At 60.6% G+C, this 17008-nt stretch carries 15 protein-coding genes; 3 read left to right on the plus strand and 12 right to left on the minus strand.

Annotated features, from left to right (window positions below):
* Positions 1-40: 40 nt before the first annotated feature.
* The 4 genes from OSA81_08660 to OSA81_08675 all read right to left on the minus strand — a co-directional run bounded on the left by OSA81_08660 (position 41) and on the right by OSA81_08675 (position 3307).
* The gene (locus OSA81_08660; GenBank protein ID MDE0899073.1) at positions 41-739 is read right to left on the minus strand and encodes an MBL fold metallo-hydrolase; all 699 of its coding nucleotides are present in this window, start codon (positions 737-739) and stop codon (positions 41-43) included.
* Between the two features lie 47 nt (positions 740-786).
* Positions 787-1272 carry a GAF domain-containing protein gene (locus OSA81_08665; protein MDE0899074.1) on the minus strand — a complete coding sequence of 162 codons (486 nt, stop codon included), beginning with the start codon at positions 1270-1272 and terminating at the stop codon, positions 787-789.
* Positions 1273-1462: 190 nt separating this feature from the next.
* Positions 1463-2536 (minus strand): M42 family metallopeptidase, encoded by a 1074-nt coding sequence (locus tag OSA81_08670; GenBank protein MDE0899075.1) that lies wholly within the window; start codon positions 2534-2536, stop codon positions 1463-1465.
* Positions 2537-2779: 243 nt separating this feature from the next.
* Positions 2780-3307 carry an FxsA family protein gene (locus tag OSA81_08675; protein ID MDE0899076.1) on the minus strand — a complete coding sequence of 176 codons (528 nt, stop codon included), beginning with the start codon at positions 3305-3307 and terminating at the stop codon, positions 2780-2782.
* Between the two features lie 85 nt (positions 3308-3392).
* Here OSA81_08675 and OSA81_08680 point away from each other — a divergent pair, with 85 nt between their 5' ends.
* Positions 3393-4643, plus strand: coding sequence for a 4-hydroxy-3-methylbut-2-enyl diphosphate reductase (locus OSA81_08680; protein MDE0899077.1), 1251 nt, complete (start codon positions 3393-3395; stop codon positions 4641-4643).
* A 205-nt stretch (positions 4644-4848) separates the two neighbouring features.
* On the opposite strand, the gene lpdA is transcribed toward OSA81_08680, so the two are convergent.
* On the minus strand, positions 4849-6255 hold the full coding sequence (gene lpdA, locus OSA81_08685) for a dihydrolipoyl dehydrogenase (protein ID MDE0899078.1): 1407 nt from the start codon (positions 6253-6255) through the stop codon (positions 4849-4851).
* 160 nt (positions 6256-6415) lie between these two features.
* Between lpdA and OSA81_08690 the strand changes: the two genes are divergently transcribed.
* Both OSA81_08690 and OSA81_08695 read left to right on the plus strand, forming a co-directional pair.
* On the plus strand, positions 6416-7531 hold the full coding sequence (locus OSA81_08690) for a hypothetical protein (GenBank protein ID MDE0899079.1): 1116 nt from the start codon (positions 6416-6418) through the stop codon (positions 7529-7531).
* A 16-nt stretch (positions 7532-7547) separates the two neighbouring features.
* Positions 7548-8666, plus strand: a complete 1119-nt coding sequence (locus tag OSA81_08695) for a hypothetical protein (GenBank protein ID MDE0899080.1) — start codon at positions 7548-7550, stop codon at positions 8664-8666.
* 19 nt (positions 8667-8685) lie between these two features.
* Here the strand turns inward: OSA81_08695 and OSA81_08700 are convergent, their stop codons facing one another.
* From OSA81_08700 to OSA81_08730, 7 genes are all read right to left on the minus strand, one after another.
* Positions 8686-10389 (minus strand): amidohydrolase, encoded by a 1704-nt coding sequence (locus tag OSA81_08700; protein MDE0899081.1) that lies wholly within the window; start codon positions 10387-10389, stop codon positions 8686-8688.
* 294 nt (positions 10390-10683) lie between these two features.
* A complete protein-coding gene (locus tag OSA81_08705) occupies positions 10684-11967 on the minus strand; it encodes a pyruvate dehydrogenase complex dihydrolipoamide acetyltransferase (protein MDE0899082.1) in 1284 nt (427 codons plus the stop codon).
* Positions 11968-12011: 44 nt separating this feature from the next.
* Complete coding sequence (locus tag OSA81_08710; GenBank protein MDE0899083.1) at positions 12012-12992, minus strand: pyruvate dehydrogenase complex E1 component subunit beta; 981 nt, start codon at positions 12990-12992, stop codon at positions 12012-12014.
* Positions 12992-14071 carry a pyruvate dehydrogenase (acetyl-transferring) E1 component subunit alpha gene (gene pdhA / locus OSA81_08715; protein MDE0899084.1) on the minus strand — a complete coding sequence of 360 codons (1080 nt, stop codon included), beginning with the start codon at positions 14069-14071 and terminating at the stop codon, positions 12992-12994. Before pdhA ends, OSA81_08710 begins: the two co-directional genes overlap by 1 nt.
* 1 nt (position 14072) lies before the next feature.
* The gene (gene lipA, locus OSA81_08720; GenBank protein MDE0899085.1) at positions 14073-15170 is read right to left on the minus strand and encodes a lipoyl synthase; all 1098 of its coding nucleotides are present in this window, start codon (positions 15168-15170) and stop codon (positions 14073-14075) included.
* Between the two features lie 98 nt (positions 15171-15268).
* Entirely contained in the window at positions 15269-15991 is a 723-nt protein-coding gene (locus OSA81_08725) for a TIGR00730 family Rossman fold protein (GenBank protein ID MDE0899086.1), read from the minus strand.
* A complete protein-coding gene (locus OSA81_08730) occupies positions 15984-17000 on the minus strand; it encodes an NAD-dependent epimerase/dehydratase family protein (GenBank protein MDE0899087.1) in 1017 nt (338 codons plus the stop codon). The genes OSA81_08725 and OSA81_08730 overlap by 8 nt, the downstream gene beginning before the upstream one ends.
* Between the last annotated feature and the right edge of the window lie 8 nt (positions 17001-17008).

A 17008-nucleotide genomic window follows, 5' to 3' on the forward strand; every position in this document is an offset into this window, starting at 1 on the left:
GGATACGGTGGTGTAAAGCGGCAGGGCAACACGTGATGACTCAGCGCCGGACCCCGTTCACGTAGTCAATCAACGCGAACAGAGAAAGTCGAGCGGCACCGCGAACCGCTGCGGGTAGCTCGTCACGGTATACGGTGTCGAGAAGCTGCTCGATGTCAGCGTGCGGAGCCCGCGTCATGGCCTGTTCCACCTGAGCGATCCGGTCTCTGCGGTGAGCAGCAAACCGGGCCAGAGCCTCACCGGGATCCGTCAGCGGCGGACCATGAGTCGGGTAGAGCACATCCAGCTCTAAGGCGTGCAGCTTTTCGATCGATGCGAGGTAGTCGGCAACACAACCTGAATACTCCGCGACCCAGGTCGTATCTCCCTCACCCAAAACAAGATCCCCGGCGAAGAAGGCGCGCCGGACAGGCCAGTGGAAGCCCAGGTGGTCCTCCATATGACCGGGCGTGTGCACGGCGACAAGCGAGCCGTGATCTGTCGACGCCACGAAGCCGTCCTCAATCGGGATTGTCACACCCTCGACGCCGGCAGGCCCGTAGATATCCGCACCTGTAACGACCCCGAGGCTTCCGGCCGCAGCCGAGTGATCTGCGTGCCCATGGGTTACGAGAATACGGAAACTGCGGACCCCCGCCGCTAGGGCCGCCAAAGCCCGAACGTGAGTATCCACGTCCGGGCCTGGGTCGATCACAACCAGATCATCACTTCCGACCAGGTAGCTTCGGGTGCCGTCCAGTGTGAACGGTCCGGAGTTCCCCGCGTTCAGGAAGTGAGGATGCTCCGTCAGGGAGTCTCCCGTCGCTCCGCAGCCAGCTGCTCGGCCAGTTTGTCCGCCACACTGATCAGGGCGAGCTCGTCGTCCTCAGTGAAGGCGGCCTTTGTCTCGGAATCGAGGTTGATCTGTCCGAGAATGTCATCGCCAGCACGGATCAGAATGACCATTTCCGACTGGATATCCGGGTTGCACGCGAGGTAGTTCTCCTCAACGGACACATCCGGAACATTCAAGTTCGTGCGCTCGGCAACAGCTCGCCCGCAGATACCGCTACCTACAGGAATCTTAGCGTGATCGGTGGGCTCACCCACGTAGTTGTGCAGCCAGAGCTCCTCTTCCTTCAGCAGGTAGACCCCCGTCCATTCGAAGCGCTCATCTTCCGAAATCGAGCGCACTGCTTTGCGCAGGAGCGCGTCGGACAGATGCCCGCCGTCACGCATTTCCTGCAGTTCTCTGATAAGTGCTCCAGCGTCCACAAATAACTTCCAAATCATGAGGTTACACTCGGCCGGCGCGGTCCCGTCCGAACTCACAGCATCGGGTCGCCTTTCTGGCGAGCTCCATCCCTATGGTCGGCGCCTCTCCGGACGAGAGGGCATCCGCGGTCCCGACCTGCAGGGGCACGAACGGTAGAGCAGGCGTCCAACAGCGTCAACGGACCCCGAACGCCGAGAGCCGGAACCGCTACCGAGGAGTGAAATCGGTGCCAGGCCCGAGTTTGCGGACGAACGCCGCGATGAGGCTGGCCGTGTTGAAGAGATCTTCGATATGAACGATCTCGTTCGGGGAATGCATGTACCGATTCGGCACGGACACGAGGCCTGTAGGGACGCCGGAGCGGGTGAGGTGAATTCCGTCCGCATCTGTCCGGGTTGCTTTCGGTGAGGCCTGAATCGTATAGGGAATACCTTCTTCCTCCGCGACCGTCGCCAGCATTTCAAACACCTGATTGTGGGCGGCCGACCCACGACTGAGGACGGGGCCACCACCGAGATCATGCTCTCCGAGTTCTTTCTTCTCGATGTCTGGGACATCGGTGCTGAAGGTGACATCGACGACGATCGCCACGTCGGGGTTGACCGCGTAGGCACTCGTCCGTGCACCACCACCCTGATAGCCGATTTCTTCCTGGACCGTGGCCACCGCAGTCGCCGAAGCACAGGGCGCCTGCTCGTCGACCGAGATCATCCGAATCGCTTCGAGCACCACGAAGGCTCCGACTCGATCGTCGATTGCCCTGCTCGCGATCAAGTCGCCCGCCAGGCGAACCATGTCCTGGGCGATAATCATGGGATCGCCAACCCGAATGCCGAGACCAGCTATAGCGTCACGGTCAGAGGCGCCAACATCCACCCACAGCTTTCGTATCTCTGACGCCTTCGACCGCTCTTCTGGCTGTAGGAGGTGGATGGCCTTCTTTCCAACCACGCCCGGGATATCGCCCCCTCGAGAAAGCACGGTGACCCGCTGGCCCACGAGAACCTGAGGATCCCAGCCTCCGATCTCATCGATGTAGAGGAAGCCCTGTTCGTCGATGTGGGTTATCTGAAGGCCGATCTCATCGATGTGGCCCGCCAGCATGACAACAGGACCGTCCCCAGCGTTCACTGTCGCAAAGGAGTTGCCGCTGACGTCGACCCGTACGTCGTCCGCGAAGGTCTCAGCCTCCGCACGCCAGACCCGGGCCGCACGCGCCTCGAACCCCGACGGACCAGGGGCGTCCAGAAGCCGCTCCAGGAAGGAAATGTCTTTGCTCATGCCCAGAAGCTACCGAGTGGCAGGCGTCACTTCCATGCCGCATCGAGCCGGACTGAGACTCGACTGCGGCTCAGTTCGGGGCTTTCGCCGCAGCAGCGTGCAGCACTGTCGGGCCTGGTAAGCGTTTCGGCTGCCCCGGCTCTCTGGCCGCAGCCAGATAAAATTGTCGCAGTCTTTGAGGCGGCTGCGCTGCGATAGCTCGCGTTAAACCGCCGGCTGGAGATCTCGGCTTTGCCCCGTCAGCTACGCGTCGTCAGACTCGATTACGATGCCTTTCGACGGGTCCATTCCCGGTGGAGACGCGTCAGGAGGCCTTCGCTGAAAATCTTCAACACTACTCGCGCCGAACCCTCCCATTCCCCCGCCAAACGAGCCCATCGCCACAACCCTAACGGAGCCATCCGCAGCCTGCTTCTCCACGCTGGCCTGAATCCTCCGCTGTAGCCAGCGCCGGGTCGGCGGGAAGAGAAGAGAAAAGCCAGCGAAGTCCGTAAGGATGCCGGGAGTCAAAAGGAACGCTCCCCCGACCAGCACAGAAATTCCGTCGAGCATGGCTTGTCCGGGGAGCTTTCCAGTCGCGAGCTCTTTCTGGAACTGAAAGAACACGCGCATGCCCTCCGCACGTGCGAGCCAGGCCCCGGCAACGCCGGTAAATAGAACCAGCGTCAACGTCGGCAGGAGGCCGAACACCTGCCCAACCTCGATGAGAAGCATCAGCTCGAGAATGGGCAGGATGACAAAAAGGAGTGCGAGGCGGCCAAGTAGATTCATGACAATCCCTACCCTCAGATCGCGTCAGTGGGTTCAGTCATTCCATTCGCTAGCTACACACGACTTGAGTCAGGTCGGACTCCGCGTGAAATTCCCGACCATGGAGCAGACCTACTTCAGGAAGGGCTTCGGGCTCAAGAAAGAGCTTCGCCCCTTGATCGACGCCGAGTATCAGTCGGCGCTGGTTGAACGCATTCGATCCCGCGGCTATACGGATTCGTTTGGAGACATCACGGTCCGACTCGCTCAGGAGTTTGGGTTCTGCTACGGCGTCGACCGCGCAGTGGACTATGCGTATGAGACCGTCCACAAATTTCCGGACCGGCCGATACACTTGGTCGGAGAAATCATCCACAATCCGCACGTGAATTCGCGGATGACCGAAATGGGAATCAGCTTCATTTATCCCCAGTCGGACGGGATGTTTGATTTCTCAGCGCTAACTCCCGAAGACGTGGTCATTCTTCCTGCGTTCGGTGTCACGCTCCACGACTTCGACGAATTGAAGAGTATCGGGTGCGTCCTCGTCGACACGACATGCGGCTCGGTCCTCCACGTGTGGAAACGCGTCGAGAACTATGCGAAAGATGGCTTTACCGCCGTAATCCACGGGAAGTACACACACGAGGAATCACGGGCCACCGCCTCACAGGTCAACAAATTCGAAGGCGGGAAATACATTATCGTCCGCGACATGGCCGAGGGCGGACTGCTCTTCGACTACATCGCAAAGCGTCCCGGACATCTCGGCCGTGAAGCTTTTATCGAACACTTCGCCGCCAAAGCGTCACCAGGCTTCGACCCCGACCGAGACCTCGCTCTCGTGGGTGTCGCAAACCAGACCACGATGCTGGCCAAAGAGTCGCTCGCCATTGGCTGGAAGGTCCACGAGGCGATGGTCGAGCACTTTGGAGAAGAACACGCCTCGACACATTTTCGCTCCTTCGGCACGATTTGCTCGGCGACGCAGGAACGACAAGATGCCGTCGCCGAGATGATGGACGCGCCACCTGAAGTCATGCTGGTGATCGGTGGTTACAACTCGTCGAACACCAACCACCTGGCGCATCTCTGCCGACAGCATACGACGACCTTTCATGTGGAGGACGCGTCGTGCATTGACGTGGACACGGGTGAGATCCGGCACAAGCCAGAGATCGACCCGACCACGCCTGAGGTGATTGCCAGCGACTGGATCCCTGAGGGTTCTTTCACACTGGGAATCACTGCGGGGGCGTCGACTCCAAACAACAAGATCGGCGAAGCAGTTCTGAGAATCCTAGAGATCCGGGGAATAGACGCGTCTCTCGAAACGCAGAAGGGGCAGCCCGCCTAAGGGCCGCCCTTCTATTCATCCTAGAGAGCCGGACCTGGCCCTCGGACCCGCTTAGTCCTAGATCTTCAACGGGTCGATGAAATCCTTCTGCTCTTCTTCGGTAGGATCGCGCCCGAGGTGCTCGGCGTACGAAGGCGTGTCCGGGGACAATCTCAGCCACGAGGTCCCGGCCTGACCCAGGATCCTTCCCTTGTAGCGAATTCCTCTACATGTGGATGGCACGACCCAAGGCGGCAAGGGCTCCCTCGGCCACACCCTCGGACAAGGTCGGGTGTGGATGCATTGCCTTCTCGAGTTCTTCGACGGTCGACTCGAGGTGTCGCCCAACGACGAATTCGGCGATCAGCTCTGTCGCATGCGGTCCGACGATATGGGCTCCAAGAATCTCCGAATACTTCTTGTCCCTGATGATCTTGATGAACCCGTCGGTGTGCCCCGCTGCCACGGCCCGACCGATGCCGGCCCAGGGGAACTTGCCGACCGCATAGTCGTGACCAGCCTCCTTCGCCTGCTCCTCCGTCAACCCCACCGATGCTACCTCGGGGTGGCAGTACGTGCAGTTCGGGACGTTTGTGTAGTCGACGGTGTGGTGCCCCTGGCCTGCGATATGCTCAACACAGACGATCCCCTCGTGTGACGCCTTGTGCGCGAGCAGCTGCCGGCCGGCCACATCGCCGACCGCGTAGACGCTTGGCACATTCGTCCGAAGCTGATCATCTACCAAGATAAAGCCGCGCTCGTCCGTCTTCACCCCGGCACTGTCGAGGCCGAGGTCTTCGGAGTTGGGCACGCGGCCAACCGCGGAGAGGACATAGTCCACGTCAAGCGTTTGGAACTCGCCCTTCTTGTCCTTGAACGTGACAGTGACACCGTCGGCCTTGATCTCGGCGGTCTGGAAGAAGGCCCCGGTGTGCACGTCGATCCCGCGCTTCTTGTACGTCCGCTCCATGAGCTTGGAGACCTCACCGTCTTCGAGCGGCAGAATCCGGTCGAGCGCTTCAACGACCGTGACCTTCGTGCCGAATGCGTCGTAGACGTCAGCGAACTCCATGCCGATGGCACCGGCGCCGACAATGAAAAGGGACTCAGGCGCCTTCGTCTGCATGAGAGCACCGGTCGATGACCAGATGCGCTCTTCATCAATTTTCAATACAGGGAGATCTCTCGGGCGAGAACCTGTCGCGATCAGTACGCTGGTGGCAGCATGCTCGGTCTTCGTGCCATCCGCAGCCGTTACTTCAATTTTTCCAACACCCTTAAGGCGGCCGCGGCCCATGAGGGGCGTGACCTTGTTCTTCTTGAAGAGGTGCGAGATCCCGTTGGTCATCTGCTTGACCACCCGGCGGCTACGCTCCTGCGCAGGTGCCAGATCGAACGTGACCTCCTTCGCCATGATGCCATGTTGTTCGCCGTTCTTCATCTCGTTGACCAACAGCGCGCTGGTAAGCATGGCTTTCGTGGGGATACAACCAATGTTCAGACACACGCCACCAAGGTCTGCGTCTTCGACGCAGGCGACGTTGAGGCCCAGCTGCGCCGCGCGGATCGCCGCGACGTATCCACCAGGACCACTCCCTAGGACAATCAGATCAAACGAGTCGTTGCCAGCCAACTGTGCCTCTCTTTATGGTCAGGATCCCAATGGATCCAGTCTTTCTTGAAGATTCGCGTCCACGAAGGTAGACGCGGGCTCACAGACGGTAAAGATAACGCCGCGCTGCGGAGACCATGATCTCATGGTGCACACCTGACGCCAATGAGAACTTGTTAGTATGCAATCACTAAACGTCGCTTTCGTGGTTCAGGGCGAGGGCCGCGGTCACATGACCCAGGCGCTGGCCCTCGCGGCCTTCTTGCGGGAGGCTGGACATGAGGTCTCGACGGTGATGGTAGGCCGCAGCCCGTGGCGGACCATCCCTGACTACTTCGTAGAAGGGATCGCGGCAGACATCGAGGAATTCGACGCGCCGACACAGGTGCCCGCGGCAGACGGTCGGGCCCTCTCAGTGCCTCGAACGATCGCGGATGTAGCTCTTCGGAGCCCTGGATTCATCCGTTCGGTCCTCCGCATCGCAGAAGTGACGCAGGGCGCCGATGTCGTCGTAAATTTTCTCGACCTCATGGGTGGGGCTGCTCGAAAGCTATTCCCCAGCCGTGTCCCAGCCCTGGCGGTAGCCCACAACTTCGTCTTCCTGCACCCAGATCTCGCGGGTGCGCCAGGTCCAGATCCCCTACGGAGATCCGTGCTGGCCTACGCTCGCGCTACCGCGTCCGGTACCGACCGCCGGATCGCACTCTCATTCGCACCGCTGGCCAATCGACCGGACCTAGGCCTCGAGGTCGCCCCTCCGCTCCTGAGGCCTGGCTGGGAGGATCTGCGGTCGTCGCCAGGGGACTATCTGCTGGCATATGCCCTGAACGCTGGCTATGGGGCAGAGCTGTCCGCCTGGTCTGCAAAAAACCCGAACGTCGAGGTTCACTGTTACCTGCAGGACGGCGAGGCTGCCCTCCCTGCCGGGAGTCCGGCCACATTCCACGCACACGGCCTAGATCAGACCGCGTTCCTGTCTCACCTAGCCGGATGCCGTGCGTATGTCGGGTCCGCCGGCTTCGAGTCGATATGTGAAGCACATCTGCTCGGGAAGCCGGTTCTCGCGGTTCCAACCGAAGGGCAATTCGAGCAAACCCTCAACGCGTGGGATGCGGAGAGGGTCGGCGTGGCCCGAGCGGGCTCGTATGCTGCCCTGGACGATTTTTGGCAATCTCCACCTACCCCTGGTCAGGAGGCGGTGGACGGATTCCGCCGCTGGCTAGCGACCGCGCCAGATTTTTTCGTCGACGCAGTCCAGCGCACGTCCCATACTGCTGCCGGTGGTGGACCCGGATGAGGCGGAATGTGTGGCGTTGTTGATTTCAGAGCTGAGCGGTCGGCGTGGGACCGCACGATTCGTAGACGTTCCGTGGAAGATTCTCACCGACCAACCAAACTGGATCCCCCCGCTTCGGGCCGTGGTCCGTGACGGCCTCGATGATCGGAAAAACCCTTTCTACCGAAATGCCGACCGGGCGCTCTTCATTGCTGAGCGGGACGGAGTGCCTGTAGGCCGCATCGCCGCGATCGAGAATCGCGCACACAATCGTCACCACAAAGACCGGGTCGGATTCTTCGGGTTCTTCGACTGTGCGAACGACACTGAAGCGGCGACGGCACTGTTGGGCCGAGCAGAACAGTGGCTCGCTGCGCGGGGGCTCGACGCTGCGCGCGGCCCTGTCAGCCCCTCGATGAACCACGAGTCGGGCTTGCTCATTGATGGGTTCGATACGCCTCCCGTGCTCATGACCCCGTGGAACCCGGACTGGTGCGAGAACCTCATCGAGGGTGCGGGATATGTGCAAGCCCAGGACCTCCTCGGCTACTACATCCCCGCCGAGGGTGAACATTCGGTGCCGGATCGACTGCAACGTCTAGCCGAGCGAACAGCCAAGCGGACCGGCGTCACGTTCCGGACGCTCAATGTCGACGTGCTCGAGAAGGAGGCTCGTAAGGTCCTCGACCTCTACTGCGACGCGTGGTCCGGCAACTGGGGGTTCGTGCCACCCGCATGGGACGAGTTCTGGCATACGGCCAAGGACCTCAAGTCCGTGCTCATGCCCCAGTTCTCCTTCGTTGCCGAGGTCGACGGAGAAATGGTGGGCTTCATGATGCTGGCCCGTGACCTGAACAAGGTGCTCCAGACGATACCCTCCGGGCGGCTGTGGCCGACAAACATCGTCAAGCTCCTGCTCGGGCTCCCGAAGGTGCAGACAGGTCGAATCGTTCTCCTCGGCATGCGATCAGACTATCGCCACCGTGGACTGTTTCCGCTGTTCGCTTACGAAGCGGCCCGCCTGGCGCAGGAGATCGGATTCAAAGGAGCGGAAGCCTCATGGATCCTCGCCGACAATGACGCGCTCATCGCCCCGATGGAAGCGATGGGCATGAAAGCCTACAAGCGCTGGCGGATCTACGAGAAATCGTTGTAGTGCCAATGCTCCGACTCGCCTAGCGCTCCCAGACAACCCGGCCACCCAGCATCGTCAAGTCGACCTCCATCGTCTCCAGGCAAGGGTCGGGACACGTCACGTAGTTCGCAGCCGTTACGACCAGGTCAGCAAGCATTCCCGGCACGAGCGTACCGCGAGTGTCTTCCGTGTACGTGAGCCACGCGTATCCCTCAGCCATCGCGCGAAGCGCTTCTTCCCGGGTCACCCTTTGATCCGGACCCGATACACCGGCACTGATCGTGCCGCGGGTCGTAAAGTGATGGAGCACCCACCACGGGTCGTACGGTACCACTGGTGAGTCAGTCCCCAGTGACACCGGAATTTCTGCGTCGATATAGGCCCGCAGCGGTGTCGTCCACCCGGCCCGATCTGCACCCCAATACTCCACCAGACTCGGTGCCGCAAGGTAGAGATGGTCCTGGGCAGAAACCCCGACGCCAAGAGCCTTCATTCGTGGAAAATGATCTTCTCGTGGAATAAACCCATGCTCGACAATCCATCGTTGGTCGGCGATCGACCGCTCGTCAGCTGCGATTTCATATGCATCGAGTACCAGGTCGATCGCCGCGTCGCCGACAGCATGTGTCGCGACACGCCATCCGGCATCCTGCAGGGCAAGCACCGACTCGATGAAGGGCTCTCGGGGTACGGTCTGAAGTCCAAAAAAAGCGCCGCCCTCCCCCCATGGCTCCTCATACGCCTCCCGCATGAGGCCACCCTCGAAACCACCGTCGACACCGAGCTTCACCCCACCTAGACGAAGCAATCCTGCCGCATCAATCTCATCAGAAGGCGGGGTCGCGGGTGGCGACGGCCAACTCGCCATGGCCTCTTCAAGAGCGCCCGGCGATCCTGATCGTGGGGCGCGCAAGAGAAATTCGACACGCATTTCGAGGCGGCCTTCCGCCTCGAGTGATTCGATCATCTCGAACTGCTGGGGAGAGCCGCCGGGATGGCGGACGCTTGTCAGTCCCCGTCTGGAGAGAACGGCGTACTGGTCTACCAGCGCCACTTTCTGCTCCTCGACCGACAGTACTGGCGGCGACGGAAGTCGCACAGGGTCCTTCGCCCGATCAACGAGTTCTCCGTTCAGGCGCCCGTCCTCGTAGCGGCCGATCCGTCCGCCCGGGACATCCCGCGCATCGCGAGTGATTCCCCACTTCTCCAGGGCACGACTGTTGAGGATGTACTCGTGACCTCCACGAACGACGACCAGCGGGTGGTCCGGTGCGGCACGGTCCAGCTCATCTCGGTACGGCAACCGTTGCTCCGCCAACTGGCCCTCGTGCCAGTCGGAGTTGGTTACCACCACCTCGCCGATGGGGGTCTCGGCAGCTCGAGTAGCAATCAGATCATACACATCCTGAAGCGAGCGCGCCCTCGAGAGGTCGACGCCCAAACCGCCGCCGATGGAGTGCAGGTGGTTGTCAGTGAGGCCCGGCACCACCGACCGGCCGTCGAGTTCAATGACGCGGGTCGCCGGGCCAATCCACTCGCCGACTTCGGCATCGGTTCCCAGTGCCACAACACGATCCCCGCGGACCGCGATCGCCTCGACTACCCCCTCCGCACCAAGGGACACCACAGCACCCCCAGCAAGAACAACGTCCGCGAAGCGCTCGTCGTTCGGCCCATCATTCGGCACACACGCGGTGGCCAGCACCAGTCCAAGGAGCAGTCGGGTGCGCAGGGTCGTGGTCATTACATACCATCCACAGCGTTGGTGGAGCGTTTTTGATTCTTGTGAAGATCTTCGTAATACAGAGGAATGGATAGGCAGGAAGCGGTGATGGGTATGGCGGTGGGATAATGATTCTGGCTCAGCCGGCTTCGGTCGACGCACAGGTTCAGGCCTCTGGCAGGAGGGTCCAGCGAGTTCAGCCAGTTGATCGGCATACGCCCGGACGAATCATGTCATGCCGACATGGAGCAAGAGGAACGGCAACCAGGCTGGACCGAGCAGGCCCAAAGGGTAGATATCGGAGTCCGGAAACGCCTACAGCAGAATCGCGGTCGGCTCCTCGAGCATTCCTTTCAGGGTCTGCAGGAAGCGCGAGCCCTGTGCCCCATCGATCACCCGATGATCACAGCTCATCGTGATACGCATCCGAGGACGAACGACAACCTCTCCATTCACGACTACGGGCATCTCTTCGATGCCGCCCACCGCAAGAATGGCGGACTCAGGCGGGTTGATGATTGCCGTGAACTCATGGATACCGAACATCCCCAGATTCGAGACCGAGAACGTCGCACCGGTGTACTCATCAGGCATGAGCTTCTTCTCCCTCGCACGACCAGCGAGCTCTTTTACCTCGGACCCGATCTGGGCTAGGCCCTTGAGGTGAGCGTTCCGCACGATCGGCGTGATCAGCCCGTCCTCTACAGCGACGGCGACGCCGATGTGAATCGCATTGAAGCGACGAATGAAACCGTCTTGCCACTGGGCATTGCAGTTCGGGTGCTGCCGAAGCGCTCCGGCCACCGCCTTCAGCACGATGTCATTGATCGAGATCTTGCCACCCTCCCGTTCGAGCATCGCGTTGATGCTCTTTCGGGCCTCCATCACGCGGGCCATGTCGATGTCCATCGTGAGATAGAACGTCGGGACAGGTCCGATCGAAGTGACCAGACGCTTCGCAATTGTTTTGCGCATCTGCGACGTCGGCACGTCTTCGTACTCTGCCTCATTCGGCGTCCATGCCGCGACCACAACCGGCGACGAAGCCCTCACACCTGCGGCCTTCGCAGCCTCGACATCGCGCTTCACAATCCGGCCAGCCGGACCAGAACCCGCGACGCTCGACAGATCGACACCCATCTCTTCAGCCAACCGTCGGGCCAGGGGTGACGCCTTCACTCGGCCACCCGTTGCCACTGGCACAGCCGGGGCAGGTGCGTACTCAGCGACAGGGTGCGCAGCTACGGGTGCTGCCGCAGGCTCAGCGTTCACGGCCACTGGCGCGGAGGCCGCTTCGGGAGCCACAGGTGCTGCGACACCTCCGCCACCGACACCCTCGACCCCGGATATGTCCTCTTCAGCTCCCGCAATCACACCGATGATCGCACCGACTTCAGCGGTGCCCCCGGCTGGCAGAAAGATCTTCCGAAGGACGCCGTCGCCACGAGCGACGAGCTCCATGGTCGCCTTGTCCGTCTCGATCTCGGCAAGGATGTCACCGTTTGCGATCTCATCGCCCTCAGATTTGAGCCACTGTACCAGCTGGCCTTCCTCCATGGTCGGAGACAGCGCTTCCATATGGACTTTCGTGGTTGCCATCTATCGGCTCCCAACGCTCGCGCAGGCGAGCAAGATCGTGTGCATTAGCGGTAGAGGACCTTCTTCACAGCTTCAATGACGCGGGCGACTGACGGCTTCGCGAGCATCTCAAGATTCTTCGCATACGGCATCGGTATGTCGGCCTGCGTCACACGCAGTATAGGCGCATCGAGGTAGTCGAACGCCTCTTCCTGGATCATCGAGACGATCTGCGCACCTGTACCAGCATATGGCCATCCCTCTTCGAGGTAGACCAATCGGTTCGTTTTCTGTGCCGTTTCAAGAATCGCGTCCATGTCCAGCGGACGAATCGTCCGCAGATCAAGAACGTCTGCCTCGATGCCATCTTTTTCGAGCTTGGCAGCAGCCTGAAGGGCGACGTGGATCATTTTTCCATGCGTGATGATCGATACATCGCCACCCTCACGCTTCAGATCCGCAACGCCGAGAGGAATGATGAAGTCGTCATCCTCCGGCACTTCGCCCTTGATGTTGTAGAGGAGCTCACCTTCCATGAAGGCGACAGGGTCATTGTCCCTGATGGCCGCCTTCAGGAGGCCCTTCGCATCAGCGGGCGTGCCCGGAGTGACAACTTTGCAGCCGGGCGCATGGGAGTAGTAGGTTTCGCACGCTTGGGAGTGCTGAGCCGAGAGCTGCAGGGCTGCACCCGTAGGCCCACGGAACACCAGTGGCATCGGGAACTGCCCCTCGGACATGTAGAACATCTTCGCGGCGGAGTTAATCACCTGATCGATCGCCAGGAACGCGAAGTTGAAGGTCATGAACTCGACGACGGGCCGAAGACCCGCCATTGCAGCCCCAACGCTGAGACCGGTGAATCCAAGTTCACTGATTGGCGAGTCGACCACTCTCTGATCGCCGAACTCCGCCAGTAGGCCCTTGGACACCTTGTAGGCGCCGTCGTACTCGGCGACTTCCTCTCCTATCAGGAACACATCAGGGTCACGAGCCATCTCTTCGCGCAGGGCTTCGTTCAGCGCCTCGCGATACGTAATAACCGCCATCAGTGGGCCCCTTTCGATTCGTCGCGCCCATCAAAGAAGAGCCGTCCATTCGGATTGATCTCCGCCCACACGTTCCGGTAGAGCGCTTCCGGACTCGGCACCGGGGAGGCCTCCGCAAAGTCGGCCGCTTCCGATGAGATCTGACGAGCTTCTGCGTCCATCTCTTCGAGGGCCGCCTGGTCGAGCGCCCCCGCATTCATCAACTGATCCCGAAGGATCGCTATGGGGTCCTGTTCGGTCCTTGCCTTCTCGACCTCTTCGTTCGATCGGTAGGTCCCGGACACGGCGTCGGACATCGAGTGGCCTCGGAACCGATACGTCTGAAGGTCCACGAACTGGGGTCCGGCGCCGCCACGCACCTTGGCTGTGATGTCACGGAAGAAGGCGTAGGTCTCAAGCACATCCTGACCATTCACGACGTGAGCGTCCATACCATATGGGACAGCCTTGGCAGACATATCCGTCTCTGAGACCCGGGAGAACGCAGTCCCCATGCCGTATTCGTTGTTCTCGACGACGTAGATCGCTGGAAGACCCCAAATCGCAGCCATGTTCAGCGCCTCATGGAAGCCTCCCTGGTTTACGGCAGCATCACCCATGAAGACGATGACCACGGAATCTTCGCTGCGGTATTTGATCTTCCACGCGATGCCGGTCGCGAGCGGAACCTGCCCGCCGACGATGCCGTGGCCACCCATGAAGCGGCACTCGGCATTGAAAATGTGCATCGAACCGCCCTTCCCCCCCGAGGCGCCGTCGGCCTTACCATACAACTCGGCCATGACTGCATTAGGAGACACGCCCTTGGCAATCGCCTGGGTGTGCTCTCGGTAGGCGCTCATCACATAGTCGTCGTCGCGCAGCGGCTTGATGCTTCCGGCAGCGGCAGCTTCCTGACCAATATGGACGTGGCAAAAGCCGCCGATCTTTCCGATTGCATACCCCTCCTCGGTCTTCTCCTCGAAACGCCGGTACAGCAGCATATCACGCAAAAGCTCGAGGCCGAGCTCTTCACTTACTCCGTGCTCCGCGAAGGGATCGCTCTTCTTCTTCCGAGCCTTCGTTTTCGTATCTGCCACCTCAAACTCCCTTCATCGCTCGGCCAGGCCGGCCGAGTTCTAGCTGAACGAGATCCAGACGGACCTCGGCGGGGGCGGGAATGTCCGCCTCCATAACATTTTTTATGGATCCAGGCCCACCAGCTTCCAGTTCGCGGGCTTGTTCCTTCGCATGGTAGCTCGAGCGCACGAGGGCACCCGACTCAACATGCTTGAATCCGTACTCCTCTTCACCAACACGCTTCCATTCGATGAACTCGTCTGGCGTCACCCAGCGAGCGACGGGAATGTGCATCGGAGAAGGTCGCAGGTACTGCCCGAGCGTGAGGATATCGACGGCAGCCTCGCGCAGGTCAATCATCGCCTGTCGGATCTCAGCATCTTCCTCGCCCATGCCTAGGATGATGCCCGTCTTGGTGAGCATATCTGGCGCGATGCCCTTCACTGCACCGAGATAGGAGATCGACCGCCAGTACCGCCCCCCTGGTCGGACATCGGGGTGTAGCCGCAGGACAGTTTCCAGGTTGTGTCCGAGAATCGCGGGGCCCGAATCAATCACGGTTTTCAGCGCGGCCTCGTCTCCCTTGAAATCGGGAATCAGGACCTCGACGGAGCAGCCCGGCATGGCCTCATGTATGCGGCGGATCGTCTCAGCGTAGATCCGCGCGCCCCCGTCGGGCAGCTCGTCGCGATTCACGCTTGTAATGACGACGTGCTCCAGTTCCATCTTCTGGACAGTCTCGGCAACTCGGCGTGGCTCATCTTCGTCGAGCGTCGTCGGCATACCGTGCGCGACACCGCAGTACTTGCAGGCGCGCGTGCAGACGTCGCCGAGAATCATAAACGTGGCAGTTCCGTCTTCCCAGCACTCCCCGATATTCGGACAGCTGGCTTCCTCACATACAGTGTGAAGACCCTCGGACCGCATCATCTTCTTGAGGCGGAGGTAGTTGGGGCCACCCGGTGAGCGAACCTTCAGCCAGGACGGTTTGCGCGATCGAATGTCGATCGTCTCGAGCCCGTCGTGGGCTCGTATCTTCGAGGTACCCTTCGGCTTCACGACCCCGGTGTTCTTTCCGGTAGGCGCGTATCCCTTGGGGGCGTCAGACTTTATGCTCACGGGCTTCTCACCGATTCGAGCGAGATCAGTCTGCCGAGTTTCCGGCAGAGCTAAGAAAAAAGCCCCACTTGGCAGGGCTCACAAGGCCAAGGTGATCCTTAAAGGGGAAGCTCGTGCAGACCGCTTAGAATGTGATCGCGAGCGACCTCCGGGTCATCGGTCACACACATGAGGTCAATATCGTCAGCAGCGAGCTTTCCTTCGGCGGCCATTGTGTTCCGAATCCAGTCCAGCAGACCAGTCCAATATTCATTACCGAAGAGCACCACTGGGAAGTCCCGGACCTTGTGGGTCTGGATGAGCGTCAGTGCCTCAAAGAGTTCATCCATGGTTCCGAACCCGCCAGGGAAGATGACAAATCCGCACGCATACTTCATGAACATCATCTTTCGGACGAAGAAGTACCGGAAGTCGATGGACACATCGAGATATTCATTCCCACCCTGCTCGAAGGGCAGCTCGATGTTGCACCCCACGGACTTTGCTCCGGCCAGCCGCGCGCCTTTGTTCGCAGCCTCCATGATGCCTGGCCCACCGCCGGTGATCACAGCAAAGCCTGCCTCACCAAGCAATCGAGACGTCTCAACGCAAGCCTGGTACATCGGATCTTCAGGTTTCGTGCGAGCCGACCCAAAAACTGAAACGGCAGTTCCAATAGAGTGAAGTTCGTCAAATCCCTCAACGAATTCACCCATGATCCGGAATACGCGCCACGAATCTTGCCCGAGGCTCTCACGCCCAAGCATCCGCTCGTCCTCTGTCTCGCGCTCATGCGGGAAGGGTTTGCTGGGATCTGCTCCAGGGTCGAACGAGTCACCCATGGGCCCTCTGCTCCGATCTATGCCGTGAGTTTGCGACAAACCATTTTCCCGATCGCATCAATGCTTGCTGGTGCGTCTCGGGCGGGCTCCATGCGAGCTTCCTTCGAATCTCAAGAGAGGGATAAGGGTTCTCTCCCAACGCGAGCCGCGCCACCCTTTCCAAGGGAAGGTGCTTGGCTCCAGGTGTTCCGACTCCCAGGGTGGAAAGCAGACCGACGGCCCCTCGCACGACGCCCGCAGGAATACGTACGAACCTGGGCTGCCTTCCCAAGCCAGCGGCGAGCCACTGGAATAGCTGCCGTTGCGTAAGCGCTTCATCGCGGCCGACATCGTAGGTCACCCCACCCTCACCGTCCTCGAGTACGAGCCGAATGGCCTCCGCCACATTTCCGGCATACACGATTGGAAGTGTGTTTTTCCCCGAGCCAAACATCGGCACGAGAGGTCGGCAAACAATATCAGCTAAGGCGGGAATCATAAGTCGATCTCGCTCCCCGTAGACAGCGGACGGCCGTAGAATGGCGAGAGCGAGACCTTCCTCCGCCGCGACCCGTCGAGCCGCGACCTCAGCCTCCCGCTTTGAGCGAGCGTAAAGATCATCTTTCGGGATCGCGGTCTCGATCGAAGCCACTTCATTCACCTCTCCGTCGACGGTGCCATAGACGGCAACGGACGAGAGATGCACCGCGCAGGGGATGCCCGCCCGAGCACTCGCACGCAGAACATTCTCCGTACCCTCAACGTTGACAGCACAAACCGTCGGCCAGTGCCCGTTCGCGTACACGAGCGCTGCTGCGTGCACGAGGTGTGTGCAGCCGGCCATGCCGCCCGCGAGGCTGGCCGATCCGTCCCGCACGTCACCATTAACGATATCGCACCCGTGCTCTGAGAGCAGCAGGTTATCCGCCCCCTTGCGACACAGGGCAACAACCTCGTGAGCACGAGCCCGCAGGTGAAGGGCCAGATGCGACCCAACGAGTCCCGTACCGCCAGTCAGGTAGACGCGCATCAACCCGG

It is taken from the genome of Longimicrobiales bacterium (genome assembly GCA_028823235.1).
GTDB lineage: Bacteria > Gemmatimonadota > Gemmatimonadetes > Longimicrobiales > Gaopeijiaceae > UBA2589.